This window comes from Chitinophaga sp. SVR4-12A (assembly GCF_056754765.1).
This window is the reverse complement of the sequence record NZ_JBPGWP010000001.1, coordinates 5,998,968-6,022,741: the sequence shown is the minus strand read 5'-3', so window position 1 is coordinate 6,022,741 and position 23,774 is coordinate 5,998,968. Positions and strand designations below refer to the sequence as shown.

The 23,774-nt window shown below is 48.1% G+C and carries 22 protein-coding genes; 10 read left to right on the top strand and 12 right to left on the bottom strand.

The genetic code is table 11. The features are described from left to right. The first annotated feature begins 50 nt into the window (after window positions 1-50). Together ACR9Y8_RS24505 and ACR9Y8_RS24500 are read left to right on the top strand one after the other, a co-directional pair. Window positions 51-1,322, top strand: a complete 1,272-nt coding sequence (locus ACR9Y8_RS24505; protein WP_481215885.1) for a hypothetical protein — start codon at window positions 51-53, stop codon at window positions 1,320-1,322. Between the two features lie 121 nt (window positions 1,323-1,443). Beyond that, window positions 1,444-2,391 (top strand): LysR substrate-binding domain-containing protein, encoded by a 948-nt coding sequence (locus tag ACR9Y8_RS24500; RefSeq protein ID WP_481215884.1) that lies wholly within the window; start codon window positions 1,444-1,446, stop codon window positions 2,389-2,391. A 96-nt stretch (window positions 2,392-2,487) separates the two neighbouring features. On the opposite strand, the gene ACR9Y8_RS24495 is transcribed toward ACR9Y8_RS24500, so the two are convergent. The 7 genes from ACR9Y8_RS24495 to ACR9Y8_RS24465 all read right to left on the bottom strand — a co-directional run bounded on the left by ACR9Y8_RS24495 (window position 2,488) and on the right by ACR9Y8_RS24465 (window position 9,574). After that, complete coding sequence (locus tag ACR9Y8_RS24495) at window positions 2,488-3,288, bottom strand: M48 family metallopeptidase (RefSeq protein WP_481215883.1); 801 nt, start codon at window positions 3,286-3,288, stop codon at window positions 2,488-2,490. A 153-nt stretch (window positions 3,289-3,441) separates the two neighbouring features. Then, window positions 3,442-4,092 (bottom strand): glycerol-3-phosphate 1-O-acyltransferase PlsY, encoded by a 651-nt coding sequence (gene plsY / locus ACR9Y8_RS24490; RefSeq protein WP_481215882.1) that lies wholly within the window; start codon window positions 4,090-4,092, stop codon window positions 3,442-3,444. A 124-nt stretch (window positions 4,093-4,216) separates the two neighbouring features. Then, entirely contained in the window at window positions 4,217-5,035 is an 819-nt protein-coding gene (gene prmA / locus ACR9Y8_RS24485) for a 50S ribosomal protein L11 methyltransferase (RefSeq protein WP_481215881.1), read from the bottom strand. Window positions 5,036-5,074: 39 nt separating this feature from the next. Next, on the bottom strand, window positions 5,075-5,884 hold the full coding sequence (locus ACR9Y8_RS24480) for an NIPSNAP family protein (RefSeq protein ID WP_481215880.1): 810 nt from the start codon (window positions 5,882-5,884) through the stop codon (window positions 5,075-5,077). 229 nt (window positions 5,885-6,113) lie between these two features. After that, window positions 6,114-8,408, bottom strand: a complete 2,295-nt coding sequence (locus ACR9Y8_RS24475; RefSeq protein WP_481215879.1) for a polyribonucleotide nucleotidyltransferase — start codon at window positions 8,406-8,408, stop codon at window positions 6,114-6,116. Window positions 8,409-8,494: 86 nt separating this feature from the next. Continuing rightward, the gene (rpsO, locus tag ACR9Y8_RS24470; RefSeq protein ID WP_481215878.1) at window positions 8,495-8,767 is read right to left on the bottom strand and encodes a 30S ribosomal protein S15; all 273 of its coding nucleotides are present in this window, start codon (window positions 8,765-8,767) and stop codon (window positions 8,495-8,497) included. A 186-nt stretch (window positions 8,768-8,953) separates the two neighbouring features. Next, window positions 8,954-9,574 (bottom strand): cell division ATP-binding protein FtsE, encoded by a 621-nt coding sequence (locus ACR9Y8_RS24465; protein WP_481216244.1) that lies wholly within the window; start codon window positions 9,572-9,574, stop codon window positions 8,954-8,956. A gap of 246 nt (window positions 9,575-9,820) precedes the next feature. Here ACR9Y8_RS24465 and ACR9Y8_RS24460 point away from each other — a divergent pair, with 246 nt between their 5' ends. Both ACR9Y8_RS24460 and ACR9Y8_RS24455 read left to right on the top strand, forming a co-directional pair. After that, window positions 9,821-10,201, top strand: coding sequence for a BlaI/MecI/CopY family transcriptional regulator (locus ACR9Y8_RS24460; RefSeq protein WP_481215877.1), 381 nt, complete (start codon window positions 9,821-9,823; stop codon window positions 10,199-10,201). A 3-nt stretch (window positions 10,202-10,204) separates the two neighbouring features. Then, complete coding sequence (locus ACR9Y8_RS24455) at window positions 10,205-11,653, top strand: TonB family protein (RefSeq protein ID WP_481215876.1); 1,449 nt, start codon at window positions 10,205-10,207, stop codon at window positions 11,651-11,653. Window positions 11,654-11,838: 185 nt separating this feature from the next. Here ACR9Y8_RS24455 and ACR9Y8_RS24450 read toward each other — a convergent pair whose 3' ends face one another. Further along, window positions 11,839-13,017, bottom strand: coding sequence for an AIR synthase related protein (locus tag ACR9Y8_RS24450; protein WP_481215875.1), 1,179 nt, complete (start codon window positions 13,015-13,017; stop codon window positions 11,839-11,841). Between the two features lie 102 nt (window positions 13,018-13,119). Here ACR9Y8_RS24450 and ACR9Y8_RS24445 point away from each other — a divergent pair, with 102 nt between their 5' ends. After that, window positions 13,120-14,040 carry a bifunctional riboflavin kinase/FAD synthetase gene (locus ACR9Y8_RS24445; protein WP_481215874.1) on the top strand — a complete coding sequence of 307 codons (921 nt, stop codon included), beginning with the start codon at window positions 13,120-13,122 and terminating at the stop codon, window positions 14,038-14,040. Here ACR9Y8_RS24445 and holA read toward each other — a convergent pair. Then, window positions 14,037-15,032, bottom strand: coding sequence for a DNA polymerase III subunit delta (gene holA, locus ACR9Y8_RS24440; protein WP_481215873.1), 996 nt, complete (start codon window positions 15,030-15,032; stop codon window positions 14,037-14,039). The genes ACR9Y8_RS24445 and holA overlap by 4 nt on opposite strands. Before the next feature lie 14 nt (window positions 15,033-15,046). Then, entirely contained in the window at window positions 15,047-15,712 is a 666-nt protein-coding gene (locus tag ACR9Y8_RS24435) for a ribonuclease H-like domain-containing protein (protein ID WP_481215872.1), read from the bottom strand. A 163-nt stretch (window positions 15,713-15,875) separates the two neighbouring features. On the opposite strand from ACR9Y8_RS24435, the gene ACR9Y8_RS24430 reads away from it, so the two are divergent. Both ACR9Y8_RS24430 and ACR9Y8_RS24425 read left to right on the top strand, forming a co-directional pair. Next, a complete protein-coding gene (locus ACR9Y8_RS24430) occupies window positions 15,876-16,838 on the top strand; it encodes a zinc ribbon domain-containing protein (protein WP_481215871.1) in 963 nt (320 codons plus the stop codon). Window positions 16,839-17,135: 297 nt separating this feature from the next. Then, window positions 17,136-17,534, top strand: a complete 399-nt coding sequence (locus ACR9Y8_RS24425) for a response regulator (RefSeq protein WP_481215870.1) — start codon at window positions 17,136-17,138, stop codon at window positions 17,532-17,534. A 74-nt stretch (window positions 17,535-17,608) separates the two neighbouring features. On the opposite strand, the gene ACR9Y8_RS24420 is transcribed toward ACR9Y8_RS24425, so the two are convergent. Then, window positions 17,609-19,255: an ABC-F family ATP-binding cassette domain-containing protein gene (locus tag ACR9Y8_RS24420; RefSeq protein ID WP_481215869.1), complete on the bottom strand. Its 1,647-nt coding sequence runs from the start codon at window positions 19,253-19,255 to the stop codon at window positions 17,609-17,611. 91 nt (window positions 19,256-19,346) lie between these two features. Between ACR9Y8_RS24420 and ACR9Y8_RS24415 the strand changes: the two genes are divergently transcribed. The 3 genes from ACR9Y8_RS24415 to murI are packed head-to-tail and all read left to right on the top strand — an operon-like array spanning window position 19,347 to window position 21,582. Next, window positions 19,347-20,066 carry an EcsC family protein gene (locus ACR9Y8_RS24415; RefSeq protein WP_481215868.1) on the top strand — a complete coding sequence of 240 codons (720 nt, stop codon included), beginning with the start codon at window positions 19,347-19,349 and terminating at the stop codon, window positions 20,064-20,066. Window positions 20,067-20,100: 34 nt separating this feature from the next. Further along, the gene (locus tag ACR9Y8_RS24410) at window positions 20,101-20,751 is read left to right on the top strand and encodes a carbonic anhydrase (protein WP_481215867.1); all 651 of its coding nucleotides are present in this window, start codon (window positions 20,101-20,103) and stop codon (window positions 20,749-20,751) included. A 9-nt stretch (window positions 20,752-20,760) separates the two neighbouring features. Next, entirely contained in the window at window positions 20,761-21,582 is an 822-nt protein-coding gene (gene murI, locus ACR9Y8_RS24405; protein ID WP_481215866.1) for a glutamate racemase, read from the top strand. Between the two features lie 95 nt (window positions 21,583-21,677). On the opposite strand, the gene ACR9Y8_RS24400 is transcribed toward murI, so the two are convergent. Beyond that, window positions 21,678-23,732 carry a S9 family peptidase gene (locus tag ACR9Y8_RS24400; RefSeq protein ID WP_481215865.1) on the bottom strand — a complete coding sequence of 685 codons (2,055 nt, stop codon included), beginning with the start codon at window positions 23,730-23,732 and terminating at the stop codon, window positions 21,678-21,680. Window positions 23,733-23,774 lie beyond the last annotated feature (42 nt).

The following is a 23,774-nucleotide window of genomic DNA, read 5'->3' as shown; positions in this document are numbered from 1 at the left end:
TTTTGGCACTATATTTTCTTAAGGATTTGTTAATAAAACGCAAACACAGCATGAACATACTTTATATGAAAAATTATGTAAGATATGTAACCCTATTTTTCTTAATGCTGAGCTGCTTTTTTTCTTCAAGGGCGCAGGAAAGACCAGTTGGCGACACAGTGATACCCGAGAACCGCACCGAAATCCGGCCCGCACCTATCCGGACTGCCGATACCACTATCAAGAAAATACTGGACGAATTGCAGAAGATCTCTGATAGCGATAAACAGAATTCAAATGCCATACAGGGTTTATTGCAGGGAAAGGAGATCGATAATCTTACTAAATATGAGCTGATCAAGAATAACCTGATCAATGCCAGTGAGACCTATTATCTGCTGAATAAAAAGATCATTGACCTGAAATCACGTACCACCACCAATAACCTGGACGTGTTCATCACTGCGCTGAATAACCCGGAAAGTAAAGAGCTGGGCTTTTCATTCAGCGACCGCATTGTTGAGCTGGTGGAGAAGATCGTGCTCAAAGGAAAGGTTGATAAAGGCGAACGTAACGGCAAAATAGTGGAGTCTACCAAATCCATTATCAACAGCCCTATCTTCCAGAGCTTTACCTCGCTTACGCCGCCGCTGGCCATTGCGAATTCTGTAATGAACTTCCTGCACAGCGTAAGTGTGAACAATAAGCAGATCAGCCAGAAAACGCTGCAGGACTTCGAAAAAGAACTGAACAAATACGTGGTGTATTATACAGCGCTGAATGACGCCAACCAGAAATTTGAGTTCGGGCTGAACTTTAACAAAGATCAGCTGAACCTGTTGCAGGACAACCTGTATGATCACCTGATGTTCACCGCCAGCGCCCTTAAATTCCAGCTGCCGCAGCGTGGCAATAAAACCATTGGAGAAACCATGAATGATTTCTTCTTTGATTTTAAGAAGGAAAAAGTGGTGCAGTTCTTTAACGACCTGGAAGTGAAATATTCCAAAGGCAAACGCATTGATTATGAGGTGCTGCTAAGGGAAAATCCCAACCTGAAAGAGGTGAACAACCAGCTGGAAGACCTGATCCTGCAAACCAAACGTTTCGAGAACCTGTATAACGAGTACTTCACCCTGCTGGATTCTTATTACAACAAGGTGAACAACTCCCTGAAGATCGCACAGGATAATGGCCTTGCAGACCAGAATATGATCACTAACAAGCAGACGGAGTTCAGGAACCTGAAAAATGAAGCTGTGACAGATATACAGGCCTCCATCAATATCAAGGAACTGTATAACAATGCCGACAAGATAAAATACCGCTACAGGATATTCTAGGGATAAGCAAAATGTATTGAACGCTGAACGCTTCTTAATTGAGCGTTCAGCGTTTTTGCATTATGTACCTGACGCATTCAATAGATTTTATCGATAACTTAGCCCTATAAATTTGGGGGCCATGACTACTGTCCAACTGGAATACATTGTAGCGGTAGATACTTACAGAAGCTTTGTAGTAGCCGCAGAAAAGTGTTTTGTGACGCAGCCGACACTGAGCATGCAGATACAGAAACTGGAAGACGAGCTGGGGGTTAAAATATTTGACAGGAGCAAATTACCGGTAGTACCTACAGAAATAGGCGTATCGGTCATAGCGCAATCGCGGGTGATCCTGAAGGAAAGTTCCCGCATCAAGGAGATCATTGCAGGCCATAAAAAAGAGATCCAGGGTAACCTGAAAGTAGGTATCATCCCTACGCTGGCGCCTTACCTGCTGCCCCGGATCCTCACCGGGTTTATGAAAAAATATCCCAAAGTAAAGCTGGAGATATGGGAATACCCTACTGAGCAGATCATCCAACAGCTTAAACAGGAGCTGCTGGATTGCGGCCTGCTGGCTACTCCCCTGCATAATGCCACCCTGGAGGAGCATCCGCTTTTTTATGAGTCGTTTGTAGTGTATGCCGCCAAGAACAATGAGCTTTTCACTAAAAAATTCATTAAGCCGGATGACCTGGATGTACGGGAAGTATGGCTGCTGAATGAAGGGCATTGCATGCGCAACCAGGTGCTGAACATCTGCAAGGATAAGTTTACCATGGGTGAGTACAAGAACCTGGAATATAACACCGGCAGCGTGGAAACGCTGAAAAGGATGGTAGACCTGAATGACGGTTATACTATCTTACCTGAGCTTTCCCTGCAGGACCTTTCTGCCCGCCAGATGAACATGGTGCGGTATTTCAAGTCGCCCGAACCCGTACGGGAAATCAGCCTCGTTACACACCGCTTCTTTATCAAACAGGCACTGATAGGTGCTTTTAAGAAAGAGATACTGACACAGGTGCCTGACAAAATGAAAGTGCAGAAACAAAAGAGAGTGGTAGATATTTTGCCGGAGAAATAGTTGGCAGGGGATAGTCGTTAGTCGTTAGTGGTTAGTCGTTAGTGATTGGAGCAGACAACATCTTCCCTTCAATCACTAACGACTAATGACTAACGACTATTTCACCGGCTGATAGTATTTCATTGCTTCCGGCATCAGCTGCTGCAGCTGTGCTACACGGCGGGCATCGCTGGGGTGGGTGCTGAGCAGTTCCGGAGGTTTTTGTCCACCTGTGTTGGCCATACGTTGCCAGAAAGGAACGGCTTCCTGAGGATTATAACCTGCCATCGCCATAAATATCAGGCCCAGGTGGTCTGCTTCCAGCTCATTCTGGCGGGAAAAGGCTGAAAGGCCCAGGTTACCGCCTATACCAAACGATTGCAAAAAGACATTCTGCGCCTGGGGATTACGGTTGAGGGCCACTGCGCCGGCTACCTGTATGCCCTGGGCAATCAGGCCCTGGCTCATACGCTCATTACCATGGCGTGCAATAGCGTGGGCAATTTCATGGCCCATTACACAGGACAATGCTGTTTCATTCTGCGTTACCGGTAAAAGACCAGTATACACCACTACCTTACCGCCGGGCATACACCAGGCGTTCACCTCTTTGTTATTCACGAGATTGAATTCCCATTGGTAGTTCGCTACCTCGTTACCCAATTTGTGCTCTGTCATATAACGGGTTACCGCGTTAGCGATACGGTTCCCTACCCTTTTAACCATTTCAGCATCTTTGCTGACAGTAGGAGAAACAGCCTTATTTTCTGATAAAAAGGTTTTGTACTCCTGCAGTGCCATGGACTGCATCTGGCTTTCAGGAATCAGGTTCAATTGACTACGGCCGGTAATGGGCACGCGCGAACAGGCCGCTAATAGCCCCAGGCCGGCAGTTACTAATAAAACAGTCTTTTTCATGGGTAAAATGATTTGATTTTTTGTCCAAACTGTACCAACATCCACGCTATTCGCATATACACGTTATAACAACTGACGGCTGATATAAGTTGGTTCAGCGACAAAAATACTTAGAGCAAGGGAAATGCCAAATCGTAAAATTAACCGGGAATTTTAGTCCTTACGACGAAATCCTCTTTTGTTCCGGAACAGCGGCACTTTGTTCTCATTACCTGTAAGCAGGCGCGCAATGTTCTTCTGATGGGTGAGGACTACCATCAATGCTACCGCAATGGCAAATATGCGGTAAAACACTTCCGGTTCATTGAAGATGTATAAGATGAGAATGGGAAATGCGATACTGGCTATGATAGAGCTGAGTGATACATACCTGGTGAGGAAAAGGATCATCAGGAATACCCCTACGCAGCAAACGGCCACAATAGGCTGAATAGCGAGCACCAGACCAAAAAGGGTAGCGATACCCTTACCGCCCTTGAAACCTGCCCAAATAGGGAAGATATGGCCCACTACAGCGGCAAGTCCTAAACCGATCTGGAAGTTCACCAGCTGGGTAAGATGTTCTGAGGATTGATAGTATGGTAACAGATAAGAAAGCCTTACTGCGATCACGCCCTTTAGCATGTCGACTACCATCACGAAAGTACCGGCTTTAGGGCCCAGCACGCGGAAAGTATTGGTGGCGCCGGCATTACCGCTGCCATACTCCCGGATATCCATGCCGAAAACACCTTTGCTCACCCATACTGCAGTTGGTATCGAACCTATTAAATAGGCACATATAAGAAATAACAATTCTATCATCACAATAAGTTGGAATGCTAAGATAACAAAAATCTACGCCAAAATTAATAAAATATTAAGTTTTTATTTAACACGAAAGAGGGAAAATAATTGTTAATTATAGGTATAGATAAATCTATTTTTTTTAATTGACTATAAATTTCATTGCCAGCCAGTTATCTTTCTCTTCCTGCTCCAGTCTCACCAGACCCTGCAGGGACGCGGATTTCAGGATAGCAGGTTCATCCTGGGTCATTATGCCGCTCAGCAGTAAAAATCCGCCCTTTACCAGCAGCCTGCGCATATCTGCCATGTACTGCAAAAGGATATTGCGGTTAATATTTGCCAGGATAATATCATAAGGGCCGGAGATATCTTTCAGGCTATCTGCCTGCCATATACGAATATCTGCAGCGCGGTTCTCTGCCGCATTCTCTTTACTGTTCTCTACTGCCCATTCATCTATATCGATGGCGTCTGTCTGGCCGGCGCCCATTTTTTTGGCCAGTATGGCAAGAATACCTGTACCGGTGCCGAAGTCGAACACCTTTTTTCCTGAGAATTCCAGCTGCTGCATTAAGCGGATCATGGAAAAAGTAGTGGCGTGGTGACCGGTGCCAAAAGACATTTTAGGCGTGATCACGATCTCGTGCTGTAAATGCTGTTCAAAGGGAGGATGAAAGCCTGCGCGTATACCACAGAAGGAGCCTACCAGCACCGGTTCAAAATTGCTTTCCCATACTGCATTCCAGTTCTCCTGCCGGATCTCTTCTTTGGTATACTCAAGACCATGTGGTTGCAACAGGGCTTCAAGGGCTGCCTGGTCAAAATCTGCAAGGGGAATATATGCGATCAGCTGCCCGGTCCTTTCTTCAAATCCTTCGTAAGCAGCTGCGCTAAGCTGCGCAATGAGCACATCTGCCTGTTCGCTGGTACATTGAATGGTAATAGCAATGTGTGACATGGCGCAAAGATATATTACGGGAGGTCAATTCCTCCGCAATTAAATATCTGAGTATTCTGCCGGGTATAAGAAAATGATCTCTGATCGGGAAACATTGTGCTGATATTCGGGCATAGCGAGGAGCTGTTTCCAGGCGGGATCACTGCTGAATGCTTTCCAGTGCTCATCGCGGGAAGCCTTGTTGTCAAAGGTGGTCATGTACATCAGGTTGGGCATGCGGCTGCCGCTCAGCACTTCTCCATAGAACACGGCATTAAAGCCCAGGCGTTTGAAAAGTCCTACTTCGTCGCCTTTATTGAACATCTGCACTTTATTACGGTAGAGTTTTTCAGTAGGGCCTTCGTAGCTCCGCAGTTCGTATATACGTTCTGCTTTAGGGCCTGTCAGGGCGGGCAACTGCGATTGCGGCTGGCCCGTAAAGGCCTGCAGCAGGATCGTCTCCATTCTCGTATAAGGGGCAGCGTTATAGGCGGCGTCTATATAAGCAGCGCCGGCGGTAGCATATTGCTTATCCCCTTCCAGCTGGCGGGGCAGCTGCACAAACTGATCCAGGGAGCGGTAAGGCACCAGCACATACACACGCCTGTCTGCAGCAGTATCATTTCCTACCGGTTTAAAAACGCCTACTTTGCTGATACCTGCTTTGTGAAGAGCAGGTATAAAAGCCTGCTGCAGGTATTGATCTACGATGCCTTCCTGTGCGGCATCTTTTACATGGTATACCCTGATCTCATAATACTCCCGTTGCGGCGGTTTGGCAGCAGCGTTTAACGAGCATAATAGCATGACGGCCATGAAACATAAGGCCAGGCTTCCGTTCAACGGTTTTTCTTGTATCAGCTTTAACATGAAATTTATAAAAATTGAGTGAGTGGCAAACGGATGCTCAATTTAACAGGAAAGATCAACTTTCATGAATAAATTTTATGAGCGGCGGGAAAAATAGCCATTAGCCGTTAGCTATTGGCAGTTAGCTGTTAGCTGTTAGCATAAAAAAAACAGCCGCCCCTGGGGGACGGCTGCCAACTATATGCTGCATCGGCTAAAAGCTAACTGCCAATAGCTAACGGCTTATTTCTTATTGTTCGTCATCTGAAATGAAAGGCACATCTGTTCTAGGAGGCCTGGGTCCTCTGTCGCGGTCACCACGATCGCGATCACGGTCCCTGTCTCCACCGCGGGGCGGACGTCCGCCACCACCACCTGGCCTGTCGGAACGATCCGGCCTGTCAGGTCTTTCGGGCCTTTCCACGTATCCTTCCGGCTTCGGCATCAATACCCTGCGGCTCAGTTTGAACTTGCCGGTTTTGGGATCGGTGCCGGTGAGTTTTACTTTCACCTTTTCGCCTTCTGTGAGTACGCCTTCCATTGTTTCGAGGCGTTTCCAGGATATTTCGGAGATATGCAGCAAGCCTTGTTTGCCAGGCAGGAACTCCACGAATGCACCGTAAGGCATTACTGATTTTACGGTAGACTCGTATACTTCGCCTACTTCCGGAACAGCTACGATGCCTTTCACCCAGGCAAGCGCTTTTTCCAGGCCTTCTTTCTGTGCAGAGAAGATGCTTACTTCACCGGTTTCTCCTACTTCCTCGATGTTGATAGTAGTACCTGTTTCGCGCTGGATCTCCTGTATCACTTTACCACCGGGGCCTATCACAGCACCGATAAATTCGCGGTCGATGATCAGTTTTTCCATGCGTGGTGCATGCGGTTTAGGTTCAAGACGGGGCGTTGGTATGCAGGCATACATGGCTTCCAGGATGTGTAAACGTCCGCGTAAAGCCTGTGCCAGTGCCTGGCGCATTACGTCCATGCTCAAACCATCTACCTTGATATCCATCTGGATACCGGTGATGCCATCACGGGTACCGGTTACTTTAAAGTCCATATCACCCAGGTGATCTTCATCGCCAAGGATATCCGTCAACACGGCCCATTTACCGTCAGTAGCACGGGAGATCAGGCCCATTGCCACACCGGAAACATGCTTGGGCATGGGCACACCTGCATCATGCAGGGCCAGTGAACCAGCACATACCGTAGCCATGGAGGAGGAACCGTTCGATTCCAGGATATCAGATACCACCCTTATCGTGTAGGCATAATCGCTGCCAGGCACCATCTGTTTCAATGAACGCATGGCCAGGTTACCGTGCCCTACTTCTCGACGGCCGGGGCCGCGCATAGGCTTTACTTCACCGGTAGAGAACGGAGGGAAGTTATAGTGCAGTATGAATTTTGAATATTTAGAGGTAGCAGCATTCTCGATCAGCAGCTCGTCATCCGGTGTACCCAGGGTAACGGTAGTGAGCGACTGAGTTTCACCGCGGGTGAACAGGGCAGCACCGTGGGGAGAAGGCAGCAGGTCTACTTCCATTGCCAGCGGACGTACCTGGTCAAGGCTACGGCCGTCAAGGCGCACAGATTCATCCAGGATCATGTTACGTACCACTTCTTTTTCGAGGTCGTGGAAGTAGCTTCCTACCAGCGGCTGATCTTCTTCAGGCAGCTCTCCCAGGAATTCTACCAGCTCTTCCTCGATCTTGTCGAATGCATCGCTGCGGTCATGCTTGCTGGAAGCAGATTTGGCTACCTGGTATATACGGTCTTTTGCAAATGCAATTATTTTCGCTTTCAGCTCTTCGTTGGTATGCGGCTTGGCGTATTCACGCTTGCCTGTTACACCGGCCAGCTGGCGCAGCTCTTCCTGTGCCTTTACCTGGATCTTAATGGCTTCATGGGCAACCTCGATCGCTTTGATCAGGTCTTCTTCGCTACATTCCTTGCTCTCGCCTTCCACCATCATGATGTTCTTTTCGGTGGCGCCGATGATGAAGTCCATATCGGCTTTCTCAAGCTCGGTACGGGTAGGATTGATCACCATCGCTCCCTCTACACGGGCCACTCTTACTTCAGAGATGATTTCCTGGATGGGCACATCAGATACAGCGAGGGCAGCAGAAGCGGCCAGGCAAGCCAGGGCATCCGGCATTACTTCCTTATCGGAAGAAATGAGGGTCACCAGTACCTGTACTTCGCAAAAATAATCATCAGGGAACAGGGGGCGCAGGGCGCGGTCTATCAAACGGGAAATGAGTACTTCGTAATCAGATAATTTTCCTTCGCGTTTAAAGAAAGAGCCGGGGATACGCCCAGCGGAGGCAAATTTTTCCTGGTAGTCAACAGTAAGGGGGAAAAAGCTTTGTCCCGGTTTAGGTTCTTTATTTGCTACAACGGTAGCGAGTAAGATACAGTCACCCAAACGTACGGTAACGGCGCCATCGGCCTGCCGGGCCAGTTTGCCGGTCTCGATCGTAACGATACGGCCGTTTCCTATATCGAATTTTACTGAAATAGGCGCTAGATTCATAAAAAAGTGAGGATTAAAAGGTAATACCTAAAAAAAACTATTCCCAACCTTTCGAAGTTGGGAATAGCGCTATAACATGAACATCGTTATTTTCTGATACCTAACTTCTCAATCAGGGCCCTGTAGCCAGTGAGGTTAGTTTTAGAGAGGTAAGAAAGCAGACGCTTCCTTTGACCTACCATTTTCATCAAACCACGATTTGTAGAGAAATCCTTTTTGTTTTTCTTCAGGTGATCGGAAATGCTGGTGATCCGCTCTGTCAGCAGAGCTATCTGGGCTTCAACAGAACCTGTGTTTTTCTCACTTCCGCCAAATTCCTTGAAAATATTGGCTTTCTTTTCAACAGTTAAGTAAGACATCTTAGATAAAATAATAAAATGATAAAGTTTTTTCGTCGCTATTTTTCCGGTGCAAAGGTAAAATGAATATTTGGATTTAACAATTTCCCCTTTTAATTAAGAATTAATAGCGAATAGTTAATAATTATAATAGCCTGCTTTCCAACAGATATTATGGTTATTCTTTAATTATTCATTATTAATAATTTAGGCAAAATTTATAGCGGCATTGTCTATTACCTGCCCGTTTTCGGTGCGGAGCACCCGGGAAGGGAATTTCTGCAGCACGATATAATCGTGGGTAGCCATTACGATGGCGGCCCCATCTTCGCGGCAAATACGGAAAAGCAGCTGCATAATCCCATCGGAGGTCTCAGGATCGAGGTTACCGGTGGGCTCATCTGCCAGGATCAGTTTAGGCGAATTCAACAGGGCACGGGCGATATCCACCCTCTGCTGCTCACCGCCGCTCAGCTCATAAGGCATTTTGAAGCCTTTGGTACCCAGCCCTACCTTATCCAGCACATCAGAGATCTTGTCTTCCATCAGCTTATTATCCTGCCAGCCAGTGGCCTTCAGCACAAACTTCAGGTTATTATGCACGTTACGGTCTGTCAGCAGCTGGAAGTCCTGGAACACCACGCCCAGGTTACGGCGCAAATAAGGCACCTTTTTCCAGTCCATTTTCTTCAGGTCAAAGCCTACTACCTGGCCAGCGCCATCCCGGAGGGGCAGGTCGCCATACAGGGTTTTCAGCAAACTGGACTTACCGGTACCGGTTTTACCGATCAGGTAAACAAATTCTCCTTTGTTCACAGTGATATTCACATCCGACAAAATCAAAGAATTTCCCTGGTATATACTAGCATTGGATAGTTGTAAGATGGGTTGCTCCTCCATTGTAAGTCCTGCGTTTATAATAATGCCAGCAAAAATAAATGAATATCGGGGTTAAGCCATCTTTTTATAGAAAAACTAAAAAAATAGTTGTCAAACTAATTAGTTAGTTATATATTTGAATTGGAAGATCGATCATCCACCTCCCCGGCCGGGGGAACTTTTAATTGTAACAACATGTCAACATCTCCATCAAAAACGCTTACTAAGGCAGAAGAACAGATCATGCAGGTACTATGGCAGAAAGGCCCCTCTTTTGTAAAAGAGGTGATTGACGAGCTGCCGGAGCCCAAGCCACATTACAATACCATTTCAACGCTGATTAAGATACTGGTGGAAAAAGGCTTTGTAGATTTCAAGGCCTTTGGCAAATCCCATCAGTATTATGCCCTGATCAGTAAAGAAGAATATAGCCGCAAAACGGTCAGGCAATTGGTAAAAGGCTATTTTGAAGGCTCTTACAGCAACCTCATCTCCTTCTTCGTACAGGAAAAGGACCTGAGCGTAAACGACCTGGAAAAACTGCTCAAACAAATCAAGGACGCTCAAAACAAGTAAGCGATGTCACCTGTGATCTTTTATCTGCTGAAAATACTGCTGTGCTCCGGCATCCTGTATGCCTACTATCATGCAGCACTGCGTAATAACCGTTTTCACCAATGGAACCGCTATTACCTGCTGCTGGCCACGCTGCTGTCACTGGTACTGCCACTGCTGCAGCTGCCTATGCCTTTTTCGGGCAGGGAAACGCCGGTGATCACTGCCTATACTACACGTATCATCACCCTGCGGGAATTTATACTGAGGGCGCCTTCGGCCGCTCCTGCAGTGAACTACCTGGAGCTGATGTGGTACGGCTATGGTGCGGTGGTGCTCCTGCTACTGGCCCGGATGGCTTACGGCTGCTGGAAGATCAGGCGGCTGATCAGGAACAATCCTGTACAGCAGCTGCGACCTTACCGCTTTATACAGAGCGACCAGGTAAAGGCGCCCTTCTCCTTTTTCAGGTACATATTCTGGACGCGGGATATGAGCCCGGATAGTGCAGATGGGCGGCAGATACTGCAGCATGAACTGGCGCACGTAAGAGAGCAGCACAGTATTGATAAGCTTTTGATGGAGCTGATATGCGCCATCTGCTGGGTAAACCCCTTTTTCCATCTCTTTAAAAGGGAACTGGCAGTAGTGCATGAATTTATTGCCGACCGACAAGCGGCAGCCGGAAAGGAGGCTGACTATGCACAGGTGATCCTGCAGGTAAGCCTGCAAAGCAGGCAGCTATCCTTTACCAACAATTTCTTTCATCCCCCCATTAAACGCAGGATCAATATGCTGCTACTTCAAAAATCAAACTTCACTATCATGAAAAAGCTCATTGCATTACCTATCATAACGGCCCTGGTTATCTTCATCAGCTGTAAACAGCAGCAGGATGCAGTGCCCAAATCAGATATCACCGATATTACCGTTGACCAGCTGGAATCTATGAAAGGAGAGGATATCAAATCCATCAGCATGAACGATAATATCGCCATCCTGGCAACTGCGGACGGTAAAAAGTACCGGGTGAACCTGGAGGGGAGCAAATTTGATCTCCGAAAGCTGCACCAGGAGAAAGTTGACATTAAAGGTGACGTATACACCTTTGTGGACGAGCCGCCTACCTTCCCGGGCGGAGAACAGGCGCTTGCTGTTTATCTCAGCAGGAATATCCGTTACCCCAAAGAGGCCGTCGAAAAGAAAATTAAAGGAACTGTTTTTGTACAATTCGTAGTGGATGCTGACGGTACAATAAAGGATGCAAAAATAGTAGGCGGACCTAAAGGCGGCGGCCTTGAAGAAGAATCACTGCGCGTAATAAACGCTATGCCAAAATGGGTACCCGGCAAGCAGAAAGGCAGTAAAGTAGCCGTAATGTTCAACCTGCCGATAAGATATACTTTGGAGGAGGATCGCAAACTCTCGCTGCTGGAGCCCTTCATGCTCTTCAAAAAAGGAAAAGATTGCTAATAAAAGCCGGGCTGACCAAAAGGATAATACTATTTTAACAAAAATGCCCGAAGCATACTGAAAGCATAGAGAAAGCATGGTGAAAGCATATAGAAAGCATGGAGAACACTGTTAAGATAGTATAAGTATGCCGTTCACCTTTTGGTCAGCCCTACATTTGCTATAGTTAAACCCCGGACATTTGCCTACTCATAGACAAACGTTCCGTATTCGCTCTTCACGGTCACCTTTTTAGCAGGCGCCTCTTCTACCCTACCTATCACCTGTGCGTCTATATTAAAGCTTTTCGAGATCTCAATAATATCCTGGGCAATACTTTCCGGTACGTACAGTTCCATACGGTGCCCCATATTGAATACTTTATACATTTCCTGCCAGCTGGTACCTGACTGCTCCTGGATCAGGCGGAATAAGGGAGGAGCGGAAAACAGGTTATCCTTGATCACATGCACCTTATCAATAAAATGCAACACTTTGGTTTGGGCGCCGCCGCTGCAATGCACTATTCCGTCTATCTGCGAACGGTATTTTGACAAAACCTGCTTTATAACGGGGCCGTATGTACGTGTAGGAGATAATACCAGTTTAGCGGCGTCTACCTGGCCAAAGCCGGGTATCTCTATTTTATCGGTCAATGCTTTTTTACCGCTGAACACCAGTTCGTAGGGAATGCCGGGGTCAAAGGTTTCGGGATATGCTTCGGCCACGGATTTATTGAATACATCATGACGGGCAGAAGTGAGGCCATTGCTGCCCATACCACCGTTATATTCCTTTTCGTAAGTGGCCTGGCCAAATGAGGCCAGTCCTACTACCACATTTCCTGCCCGGATCCTGTGGTTCGAGATCACTTCAGACCGTTTCATACGGCAGGTAACGGTAGAGTCTACGATAATGGTGCGTACCAGGTCGCCCACATCGGCGGTCTCGCCACCGGTAGAGTAAATGCTGATACCATAGCTGCGAAGCTCTTCCAGGATCTCTTCGGTGCCGTTGATAATGGCGGCGATCACCTCACCGGGGATCAGCTGTTTGTTACGCCCGATGGTAGAAGAGAGGAGTATATTCTCTGTAGCGCCTACACACAGCAGGTCGTCAATGTTCATAATGATGGCATCCTGCGCGATGCCTTTCCAAACGCCCAGGTCGCCCGTTTTTTTCCAGTAGGCGTAAGCCAGGGACGATTTGGTACCCGCGCCGTCGGCATGCATGATGTTGCACCAGGCCTCGTCGCCGCCCAGTATATCAGGTACTATTTTACAGAAAGCTTTGGGAAAAAGGCCTTTGTCAATATGCTTAATGGCGTTGTGCACATCTTCTTTATCGGCAGAAACACCCCGTTTGGCGTATAGATCCTGATTCATGCCGCAAAAGTAATAGATTCTGCCCAGTTCTCACGGCGATCATACAAATACAAAAAATCTGGGTTAGATTTGCACGGCATTTTAGACCCGTTATTCAGTTTTATGCAGGTTCACAGGGAACTATCACAATTGCCGGCTTTTCGTAACGCAGTTATCACGATTGGTACTTTCGATGGTGTGCATACCGGTCACCGGTATATCCTGCAGCAGCTGCAACAGGCTGCCAGGGCAGTGAACGGAGAAACCGTGATCGTCACTTTTGACCCGCACCCGCGGGAGGTGCTTGCCCCGGGCGATAAAAAGATACGCCTGCTGACCACCCTGGATGAAAAGATCGCATTGCTGACCCGCGAAGGGATCGACCACCTGGTAGTGGTACCCTTTACCAGGGCATTTTCCGAGCTGTCGGCCCGGGCCTACCTGGAGGACTTCCTGATAGCCCGTTTCAAACCGCACACTATTATCATCGGGTACGACCACCGTTTCGGGCATAACCGCGAAGGCGGACTGGAGCTGCTGGAAGCAGAACAGCACCAGTATGGTTTTGAACTGATCGAAATACCCCAGCAGGTGGTGCATGACCTGGCGGTAAGCTCCACCAAGATCAGGAATAGCCTGCTGGAAGGCAATATCACCCTGGCCAATGAGCTGCTGGGCTACCATTATTTCCTTGAGGGAACGGTGGTACACGGGGATAAAATGGGCAGGCAGCTGGGCTATCCTACGGCGAACCTGCAATTACCCGATGAGCGCAAGCTGATACCCTCCGAAGGGATCTATGCGGTAAAAGTAAACATGACGCTAAATGCAGTGATGAGCATCGGCACCCGGCCTACCTTTAACGGCACCGATCTGCGGCTGGAAGTACATCTTTTTGATTTTAACCGGGAGATCTATGGGGAGCACCTGCAGGTGGAGTTCATTGACTTCATCCGTCACAGCCAGAAGTTTGACAGTGTGGAAGCCCTGGTGGCACAGATGAACCAGGACAGTGAAAAGGCGCGGGCGATCCTGTCTGCTTAACTCATCATTTTATACATCAGCTCCTTCATCAGTTCTCCGTCTTCTACGCCGCTGTCGTTGATACCAATGCTCCGCAGGTTATAGTTATGCAGCAGCAGGATCGCTTTTTCGGTACCTTCTGCGCCGTACTGGCGGGCGGCGGCCATATAATCCTTTACGAAAAAGGGATGTACGCCAAGGGTAGCTGCAATTTCCTTCTCTCCTCCCTTTACGCCGAAAACCAGGTTCACCTTACTGAAGAAATTGTATAAAGCGGGGATCACCATTTGCACAGGCCCGGCTTTGGGGTTGGCGGCAAAGTACTGGATGATGCGCATCACCTTTGTAAAATCTTTCTGGCCAACGGCATTCTGCAGCTCAAATACATTGTATTCCTTGCTGATGCCCACGTATTTCTCAATATCGCCTTCATCGATCTTTTTACCATCCGGCAGGTTTACCAGCAGTTTGTCTATCTCGTTGGCAATACGGGAGAGATCATTACCGATATGATCTACCAGCAGGATGCCTGCTTTCTGGGAAATTGCGCGCCCGAGTTCCTTTACATACACCTCCACCCAGCCTGGCAGCTGGTTATCATATAATTTTTTGGTGCTGAGCAGCACGCCTTTTTCTTTTATCAGTTTGGCCAGCTTGCTCCGCCCATCTATTTTACCCTGTTTATGGGCTACCACAAATACGGTGGATCCGAGCGGATTGTCGATATAGGGCTCCAGTTTCAGCAGGTCTCTCATGGCCTGTGCCTCTTTCAGGATCACCACCTGTCTTTCTGCAAACATTGGATAGCGGCGGCAGGCATTGATCACGGTGCTCCAGTCGGTATCTTTTCCATACAATATGGTGAGGTTAAAGCCTTTTTCGGCTTCGTCCAGTAAATGGCGCTCCGCATAATTACTCACCTGGTCAATAAAAAAATCCTCTTCTCCTTCCAGCCAGTACAGGGGCCGGAACTTCTTTTGCTTCCAATCTTTTATAATATCCTGATATTCCATAATGACCAATAATGCTATTTAACAATCACCACCTCGTCCTCCTTCAGAAGGGGTACACCTTTGAAGCGCAGCACCAGCTGGGCCACGGCTGCTACATCCTTCTGGCAATAGGTGGCAATACGGGGCAGGTCATGTTCCTGCCAGTATACTTTTCCCACCATGCTGCCGTCTATATCATCTTTGGGCGTAGGGATGCCCAGGATGGCGGTCAGCAGTTTCAGGGAGGTATAGTTCTTATAATCTCCAAAACGCCAGAGGTGAAGGGTGTCCAGCATGGGCACCTCCCAGGGTTTAAATCCGTGCAGCTGCAAAGGCTGGGGCAAAGATAGCTGATGGATAATAGAACGCCTACAGATATATGGGATATCGAACTCCCGGATATTATGCCCGGCAAACTGGAAACGCGGGTACTTGTTATGAAACTTATTCACCAATTCTAAAAAACCGCTTAATACAACCCCTTCATCATCATCATAAAATGATTTGAGCCGCAGGTGATAACGGTTATTCTCCAGGCAGAAATATCCAACCGAAATACAGATCACTTTACCAAATTCCGCATATATACCCGCCTTATTGGCATAGTCTTCGGCGCCATTTGCTGAATCTGGCGCAGTTTTTGTTATTTTTTCCAGCCAGAGACTTTGGAGCTGCTGGGGCAGGTCGTCGAAAGTGGCCATGCCAGGGGTTGTTTCTATATCCAGCAACAGTAATTGATCTAAAGCAACGTTAGGTAGCACTGAAATAATCCTATTTAAAAGTTTGTGAATTACAGAATTAAAAAAGTTATTTTTGTATAACGTTTTTTAACCATATAACAATTAAACATAAAACAAACATTCTATGACTGAGAACACATTCAACACGCCTGCCCCGGGATCTTCCGGTTCTGAAAAACCGCGTAGCCGTAACGGATTGATATACGGTATTCTGATTGCAGCTTTAGCAGGTACCTGGATATACATGTTGTACGACAAAAATAAGACTAACGAGACCATCGTACAACAAGGCACTCAGATAGATTCTATTTCATCTTCACGCGATGCTTTGCAACAGGAATATAACGCTGCCAACGCACGCCTGGATGACCTGATCTCACAGAACAGCCGTATGGACAGCCTGGTGAAAACCAAGGATAAAGAACTGGCTGATGTGAAAGCCCGCATCCAGAGCATCCTGACCAACAAAAATGCTACCCAGGCAGAACTGGCTGAGGCCCGCAGGCTGATCGAACAGCTTAAAACAAATATAGCTGGTTATCAGGAAACCATTGAACGCCTGGAAGGCGAAAAATTGGTGCTGGCCGGTGAAAGGGATGTAGCCCGCAAAGAAAGAGACTCTGTAGGCGTTGTAAAAGACAGCCTGAATAAAGAGGTAAACCTGGGCTCCGTACTGCATGCCAGCAATATTAAGCTGCAACCTATCCAGGTAAAAAGGAACGGTAAAGAAGTAGAAACGTCCAAGGCTAAACGCGCAGACATGATGCGTGTGATCTTTGACCTGGATGAGAACAGGATCGCTCCTACAGGGGATAAAGAGATCTACGTGGCCATCACTGCTCCCGACGGTTCACCGCTGGCAGTTGAAGCACTGGGATCCGGCCGTTTCTCACTGGAAGACGGTACTGAAAAGCTCTATACTGCCAAGAAAACTGTAGCCTATGTAAAAGGCGAAAAACAGACCGTAAGCATGGACTGGAAACAGAACTCCGATTTCAAACCCGGTGATTACAGCGTTGAGATCTATCACAACGGCTTCCGCATCGGTCAGGGTAAAGTAAACCTGAGAAAAGGCGGCTTGTTCTAAAGAGATAAAAGAGATAATAGTTCTCCGTTTATTCAATAATATTCCAGTAACGCTCCAGGGGTTGGGAACCCTTGGAGCGTTATCATTTTTACAATACCTCATCAATTGTTAACGATTGGTTATTGACAAATCCCGGGACATGAAAATATCTATAATTTAACGTTATTTGCTGCTCGGAAAAACCCTTACTTACAAAGTAATGTGAATAAAGTAAATCCTATTTACTACACGCTGTTTTACCTACATACTGGGCAACTGTTCTGCTAATACGCCCTGAACCGCCATAAAACATAAAGAATGGGAACGACTAAATTATTGTATGTAGTGGATGATGATGAGATCTTTCATTTTATCATCAAACGGCTGCTAGGACAGCAGGACAAATACCGTCAAAACCTGACCATTGTTTCTTTTCTATCCGCAGAAGATGCCCTGGAGCAGCTACACCAACCCGCGTGCCCCTACCCTTCCCTGATAATACTGGATATGAATATGCATAGTATGGATGGCTGGGGTTTTATTGAGGGTTATCGCAGCATGCAGGCCCGTTCAGGCCTTAGTATTCCCATTATCATGTGCTCTTCTTCGATGGATGTACGGGATATTCAGAAAGTGGAGGCAACACCGGAGCTGGCGGCCTATATCACAAAACCCCTGGATAACAGTAAGCTGAAAATAATAGAAGGATACCTTTGAATAGCTGCTAGCTGCTAGCTTTTAGCTATTAGCCATCAGCGTTTAGCCGATAGCTAATAGCTAAAAGCCAGTTGCTAGCGGCTCACTGCTAACTCACCATACATTTCCTCACGGAGGGCTTTTACCCTTGCATCTTCCAGGTATTCATCGAAGGTAGTAAGCCTGTCAATAACACCCCTGGGCGTGATCTCAATGATACGGTTGGCCACAGATTGCATGAAGGTATGGTCGTGCGTGGTTAAGAGCACAATACCTTTGAAGTTGTTCATGCTTTCGTTGAATGACTGTATAGATTCCAGGTCGAGGTGGTTGGTAGGCTCGTCGAGCACTACTACGTTGGGATCCTGCAGCATCATACGGCTGATCATACAACGTACTTTTTCTCCTCCGCTCAGTACACTGGTCTTTTTCAAAATATCGTCCCCGCTGAAGAGCATCTTACCCAGGAAACCGCGCAGGAAGGGCTCATCCACATCGGTAACATGGGGAGGCACGAACTGGCGCAGCCAATCCATCAGGTTCAGGGTAGTATCCTGGAAATACTTCGCGTTATCATTGGGCAGATAAGCTTTGGTAACGGTGGTGCCCCATTCAAATTTACCGCCGTCTGCAGCCTGCTCACCGTTGATGATCTCAAAGAAGGTGGTCAGGGCCAGGTGGTCTTTAGACAGGAAAGCGATCTTATCGCCTTTATTTACGGTAAAGCTTACATTGCTGAAGAGGGTACGGCCGTCTACTGCTTTTTCGAGCTTCTCGATGTTCAGTATCTGGTTGCCCACTTCACGCAGCTGCTTGAAGATGATACCGGGATATTTACGGTTGGAAGGCTGGATCTCTTCTATCACCAGCTTTTCCAGGGCTTTCTTACGGGAGGTAGCCTGCTTGCTCTTAGAAGCGTTGGCGCTAAAGCGGGCGATGAAGTCCATAAGGTCTTTCCGCTTTTCTTCCATCTTCTTGTTCTTGTCAGACTGCTGTCTTGCGATCAACTGGGAAGACTCGTACCAGAAAGAGTAGTTACCGGTAAAGATCTGGATCTTGCTGCGGTCTACATCGGCCACATGGGTACAAACGGCGTCGAGGAAGTGACGGTCGTGGGATACCACGATCACGATGTTCTCATAGTCTGCCAGGAAGTTCTCCAGCCAGCCGATGGTCTCTACGTCCAGGTCGTTCGTGGGCTCATCCAGCAGCAGGATATCAGGGTTGCCAAACAGCGCCTGTGCCAACAGCACGCGCACTTTTTGGCTACCTGCCAGTTCTTTCATCAGCACATTATGCAGCTCTTCTTTTACGCCCAGGTCGCCCAGCAGGGAACCGGCATCACTTTCGGCAGTATAACCGCCCATTTCGCCGTATTCTCCTTCCAGTTCGCCGGCCCTGATGCCATCCTCTTCGGTGAAATCAGCCTTGGCGTAAATGGCGTCTCTTTCCTTGGCGATCTCCCACAGGCGTTTATTGCCCATGAGCACCGTATTGAGCACCGTAATCTCATCAAATTCAAAGTGGTTCTGTTTCAGAACGCTCATGCGTTCTCCGGGAGTGATCTCCACAGTACCTTTATTCGGCTCTATTTCGCCGGAGAGTATTTTGAGGAAGGTGGATTTACCGGCGCCGTTGGCCCCGATCACCCCATAACAGTTACCTTTGGTGAAATTGAGGTTTACTTCATCAAACAATACCCGTTTGCCGTAGGAAAGCGATATGTTTCTAACACTGATCATGCTGGCTAATGAAATTTAAGGCGCAAAGTTACGAAATAGTTTCAGTTTGAGGATTGTTTAAATTGGTACGGGATATGTTAAAAAACCTGATATGGAAACATATGAAAAGCTGATACTTAAGGAAGTAAAGCGCTGGCAACGGGATATGCAGCGTGATCCCTCCCTGCCGGGCCGGCTTGCCAAACGGGTGCAGGACCGCATCAACCGCATCATTCCCGAAAAAGTGCACCAGGCCTTTACGGTGGCCATCAAGCAAATGACCCGGGCTGTGCTTTACGGGGCAGGCTTTACGGCTAAAGAACCGCAGCCGGTAAAGGAGCTGATCTTAACGGAAGAGAAGGTACGGGAACGTATAACGTTCTACAAAACGGCCACGGCCACCGAAGGCGCCATTACCGGAGCGGGGGGAATTTTACTGGGACTGGCCGATTTTCCCCTCTTCCTCACGCTTAAAATGAAAATGCTGTTTGATATAGCCGCTCTCTATGGCTTTGACGCCAATACCTATAAAGAGCGTGTATACATGCTGTATATCTTCCAGCTCACCTTTTCCAGTCAGCATCTCCGCAATAAAACCTACCCGCTGATGGCCCACTGGGACACCTACAGCCAGGAGCTGCCCGAGGATATCAATGCCTTTGACTGGCGGCGCTTCCAACAGGAATATCGCGACTACATTGATATTGCCAAGATGCTGCAGCTGATGCCGGGCATCGGCGCAGTAGTAGGTGCAGTGGTAAACCACCGCCTTACTGACAAGCTGGGCAGCAGCGCAATGAATGCTTACCGTATGCGCTTATTGAAGGTTTAACTATCTTTACCGCTCACTTCTAATCTGTCATGTTATGACCTCCTACGAGCAGATATTTGAGAACAACAAGCAGTGGGTAGCCTCCAAACTGGCTACTGATGAACAATTCTTTGAACGGCTGGCCAAAGAACAACAACCGGACTACCTGTATATCGGCTGCAGCGACAGCCGGGTACCCGCCAATGAGATCATGGGCCTGGATGCAGGTGAAGTGTTTGTTCACCGCAATATTGCCAACCTGGTGAACAATATAGACCTGAACGTGATGTCAGTGATCAACTACGCGGTGCGGCACCTGGGGGTAAAACATATCATCGTTTGCGGACATTACAACTGCGGGGGCGTTAAGGCTGCCATGGCGCCACAGGACCTGGGCCTGCTGAATCCCTGGCTGCGGAATATCCGCGACGTATACCGCCTTCACCAGGAAGAGCTGGATGCCATTCCTGACACCACCCAACGTACCAACCGCCTGGTAGAACTGAACGTACAGGAACAATGCCTGAACGTGATCAAAACCGCGGTGGTACAACAATCCTACCTGGCCAAAGGATATCCTACCGTACATGGCTGGGTGTATGACCTGCATAATGGCCTGCTGGTAGACCTGAAGATCGACTTTGAAGGCCTGCTGCACGAGATACAGCGGATCTATGACCTCACCGGTAAAGGAATACAGTTTTAATTATTACGAATGACACAGGGACCTATCGGTGTTTTTGACTCCGGCTATGGCGGCTTGACCGTGTTGAAAGAAATCATAGCAGAACTACCGGAATACGATTATCTGTACCTGGGAGACAATGCCCGTACGCCTTATGGCAACCGCGGCTTTGATACCATACATGCCTATACGCTGGAATGTGTGCAGCATCTTTTCCGGATGGGCTGTCCCCTGGTGATACTGGCCTGTAACACCGCATCTGCCAAGGCGCTGCGCACCATACAGCAAAAAGATCTGCCGCAGATAGCGCCTGACCGCCGTGTGCTGGGCGTTATCAGGCCTACTACAGAACTGGTAGGCACCTTAACGCAAACCGGCGAAGTAGGCATACTGGCTACCAACGGCACTGTGGCCTCGGAGTCGTACCCTATCGAGATCAATAAATTCTTTCCGCATGTGAGGGTACACCAGGAAGCCTGTCCCATGTGGGTGCCGCTGGTGGAGAATAACGAACATGAAGGACCGGGAGCAGACTATTTTGTGAAGAAACACCTGGATCATATCCTGGGCGAATCACCGAATATCGATACCCTGGTGCTGGGCTGCACCCATTACCCGCTGCTGATGGGCAGGATCAAGGAATACCTTCCGGGTGGTATTACCGTACTATCCCAGGGAAAGATAGTGGCGCACAGCCTGAAAGACTACCTGCGCCGCCATCCTGAAATGGAAGTACGTTTAAGCAAGAACAGGAGCCACCAGTTCTTTACTACGGATGATACGCAGATATTTGACAGGATGGCTGCGACCTTCTTTGGGAAAACAGTACAGTCGCAGCACCTGGCGTTGTAAAATCCAAATCCCAATAGTCAAATTCCAAACGTTTCGCATATAAGCATGCTTTACAAGGTTTGGAATTTGGCTATTGGGATTTGGGATTTTGGAATTTATTTCCCTTCCAGCTTTAACAGGAAAGCATATTCCAAAGCTGTTTTGTGCAATGATTTGAACCGTCCGGAAGCGCCACCATGACCGGCTTCCATATCTGTTTGCAGTAACAGCAGGTGATGATCCGTTTTCAGCTCCCGCAGTTTGGCCACCCATTTGGCCGGTTCCCAGTATTGCACCTGTGAATCATGCAGGCCTGTGGTGACCAGCATATTGGGATAGGCTTTACTGGTAACGTTATCGTAGGGAGAATAGCTCTTCATGTATTCATACGAATCTTTGTTCTTGGGATTTCCCCATTCATCAAATTCGCCGGTAGTAAGCGGGATACTTTCATCCAGCATGGTGGTGAGCACATCTACAAAGGGAACACCGGCAATGACGCCGTGCCAGAGGTCGGGCCGCAGGTTAACAACGGCGCCCATCAGCAATCCGCCGGCGCTGCCGCCCTGGGCGTACAAATGTGCAGGGGATGTATATTTCTGGGCTACCAGGTATTCTGCACAGGCAATGAAATCAGTAAAAGTGTTCATCTTTTTGAACATCTTTCCGTCTTCATACCATTGGCGGCCCATCTCTTCTCCTCCCCTGATATGCGCGATAGCATATACGAAGCCGCGATCCAGCAGGCTTAAACGGCTACTGCCAAAAGCAGGTTCCATACTGAAGCCGTAAGAACCATAGCCGTACAGCAGCAGCGGGCTCTCTCCTTTCTTTTCAAATCCTTTCTTGTATACCAGGGATATAGGCACTTTCACGCCGTCTTTAGCAGTGGCGTATACACGTTCTGTTACATAGTTGGCGGGATCATAGCCACCCAATACTTCCTGCCTTTTCTTTAGCTCGCTTTTACGTGTTTCCATGTTATAATCATACACAGAGTTTGGTGTGGTCATGGAGGTGTACGTATAGCGCAGCTCTTTGGTGTCCAGCTCGGGGTTGATGCTGATACCGGCCACATAGGCGGGCTCGTCGAATTGCAGGTAATGGTCCTGGTTGTTACGCAGGTTCATGATATGCAATTGGGAGAGGCCGTTCTTACGTTCGCCCAGCACGAGATAGTCCCTGAACACTTCGAAGTTCTCCAGCAATACATCCGCGCGATGGGGCACTACATCTTTCCAGTGATCCATCCCGGTTTTGTCCAGCGGGCTTTCCATTAACCTGAAATTAGTGGCCTGCCAGTTGGTGCGGATATAAAAGCGATCATCAAGGTGGTCAATGTCGTACAGCACCTCTTTCTGCCTTGGCTGAAAAATGCGGAAAGCACCTTCGGGCTTATCGGCCTCCAGGATCCTGTACTCTGAAGAGAGTGTGCTGGACGAGGCGATCATGATGTATTTACCGGATTTGCTGCGGCTTACATCCACATCGTAGGTTTCGTCATTTTCTACATACACCTGGTGATCTTTGGCAGCCTCCGATCCCAATTTGTGTCGCAGGACACGCTCGGCACGCAGGGTTTCAGGATGTTTGCGGGTATAGAAGAAGGTCTGGTTATCATTGGCCCATGCCGCGCCACCCGTGGTTTCGGGGATGGCATCGGGCAGTATTTTGCCTGTTGCCAGCTCCTTCACGTGAATGGTGTATTTGCGGCGGCTTACCGTGTCTACACCAAAAGCCAGCAGGCTATTATCAGGGCTTACTGAGAGCCCTGTAACCTGGTAATAGGCATGCCCTTTGGCCATCTCATTTACATCCAGGATCACTTCTTCCGGGGCCTTGAGATTCCCTTTCCTACGGCAATAGATGGGATATTCCTTACCGGTTTCATAACGGGTAAAGTAATAGTAGCCATTTTTGAAGTAAGGGGCCGTGGCATCTGCTTCCATAATGCGGCCACGCATTTCTTCATACAGGCTTTCACGTAGTTTCTCCTCCGGTTTCATGATCGTATCGAGGTAGGCGTTCTCTGCCTGCAGGTATGCAATCACTTTGGGATCCTTGCGGTCGTTCATCCAGAAATAATTGTCTGTACGGGTATCTCCGTGGATCGTAAGGTTTTTGGGTATTTTAGGCGCTACCGGCGGCGCAATGCTGATCTGTTCTGACATAGTTTTCTTTTTCTCCTGGCAGCCCCACATAATTAATAATGA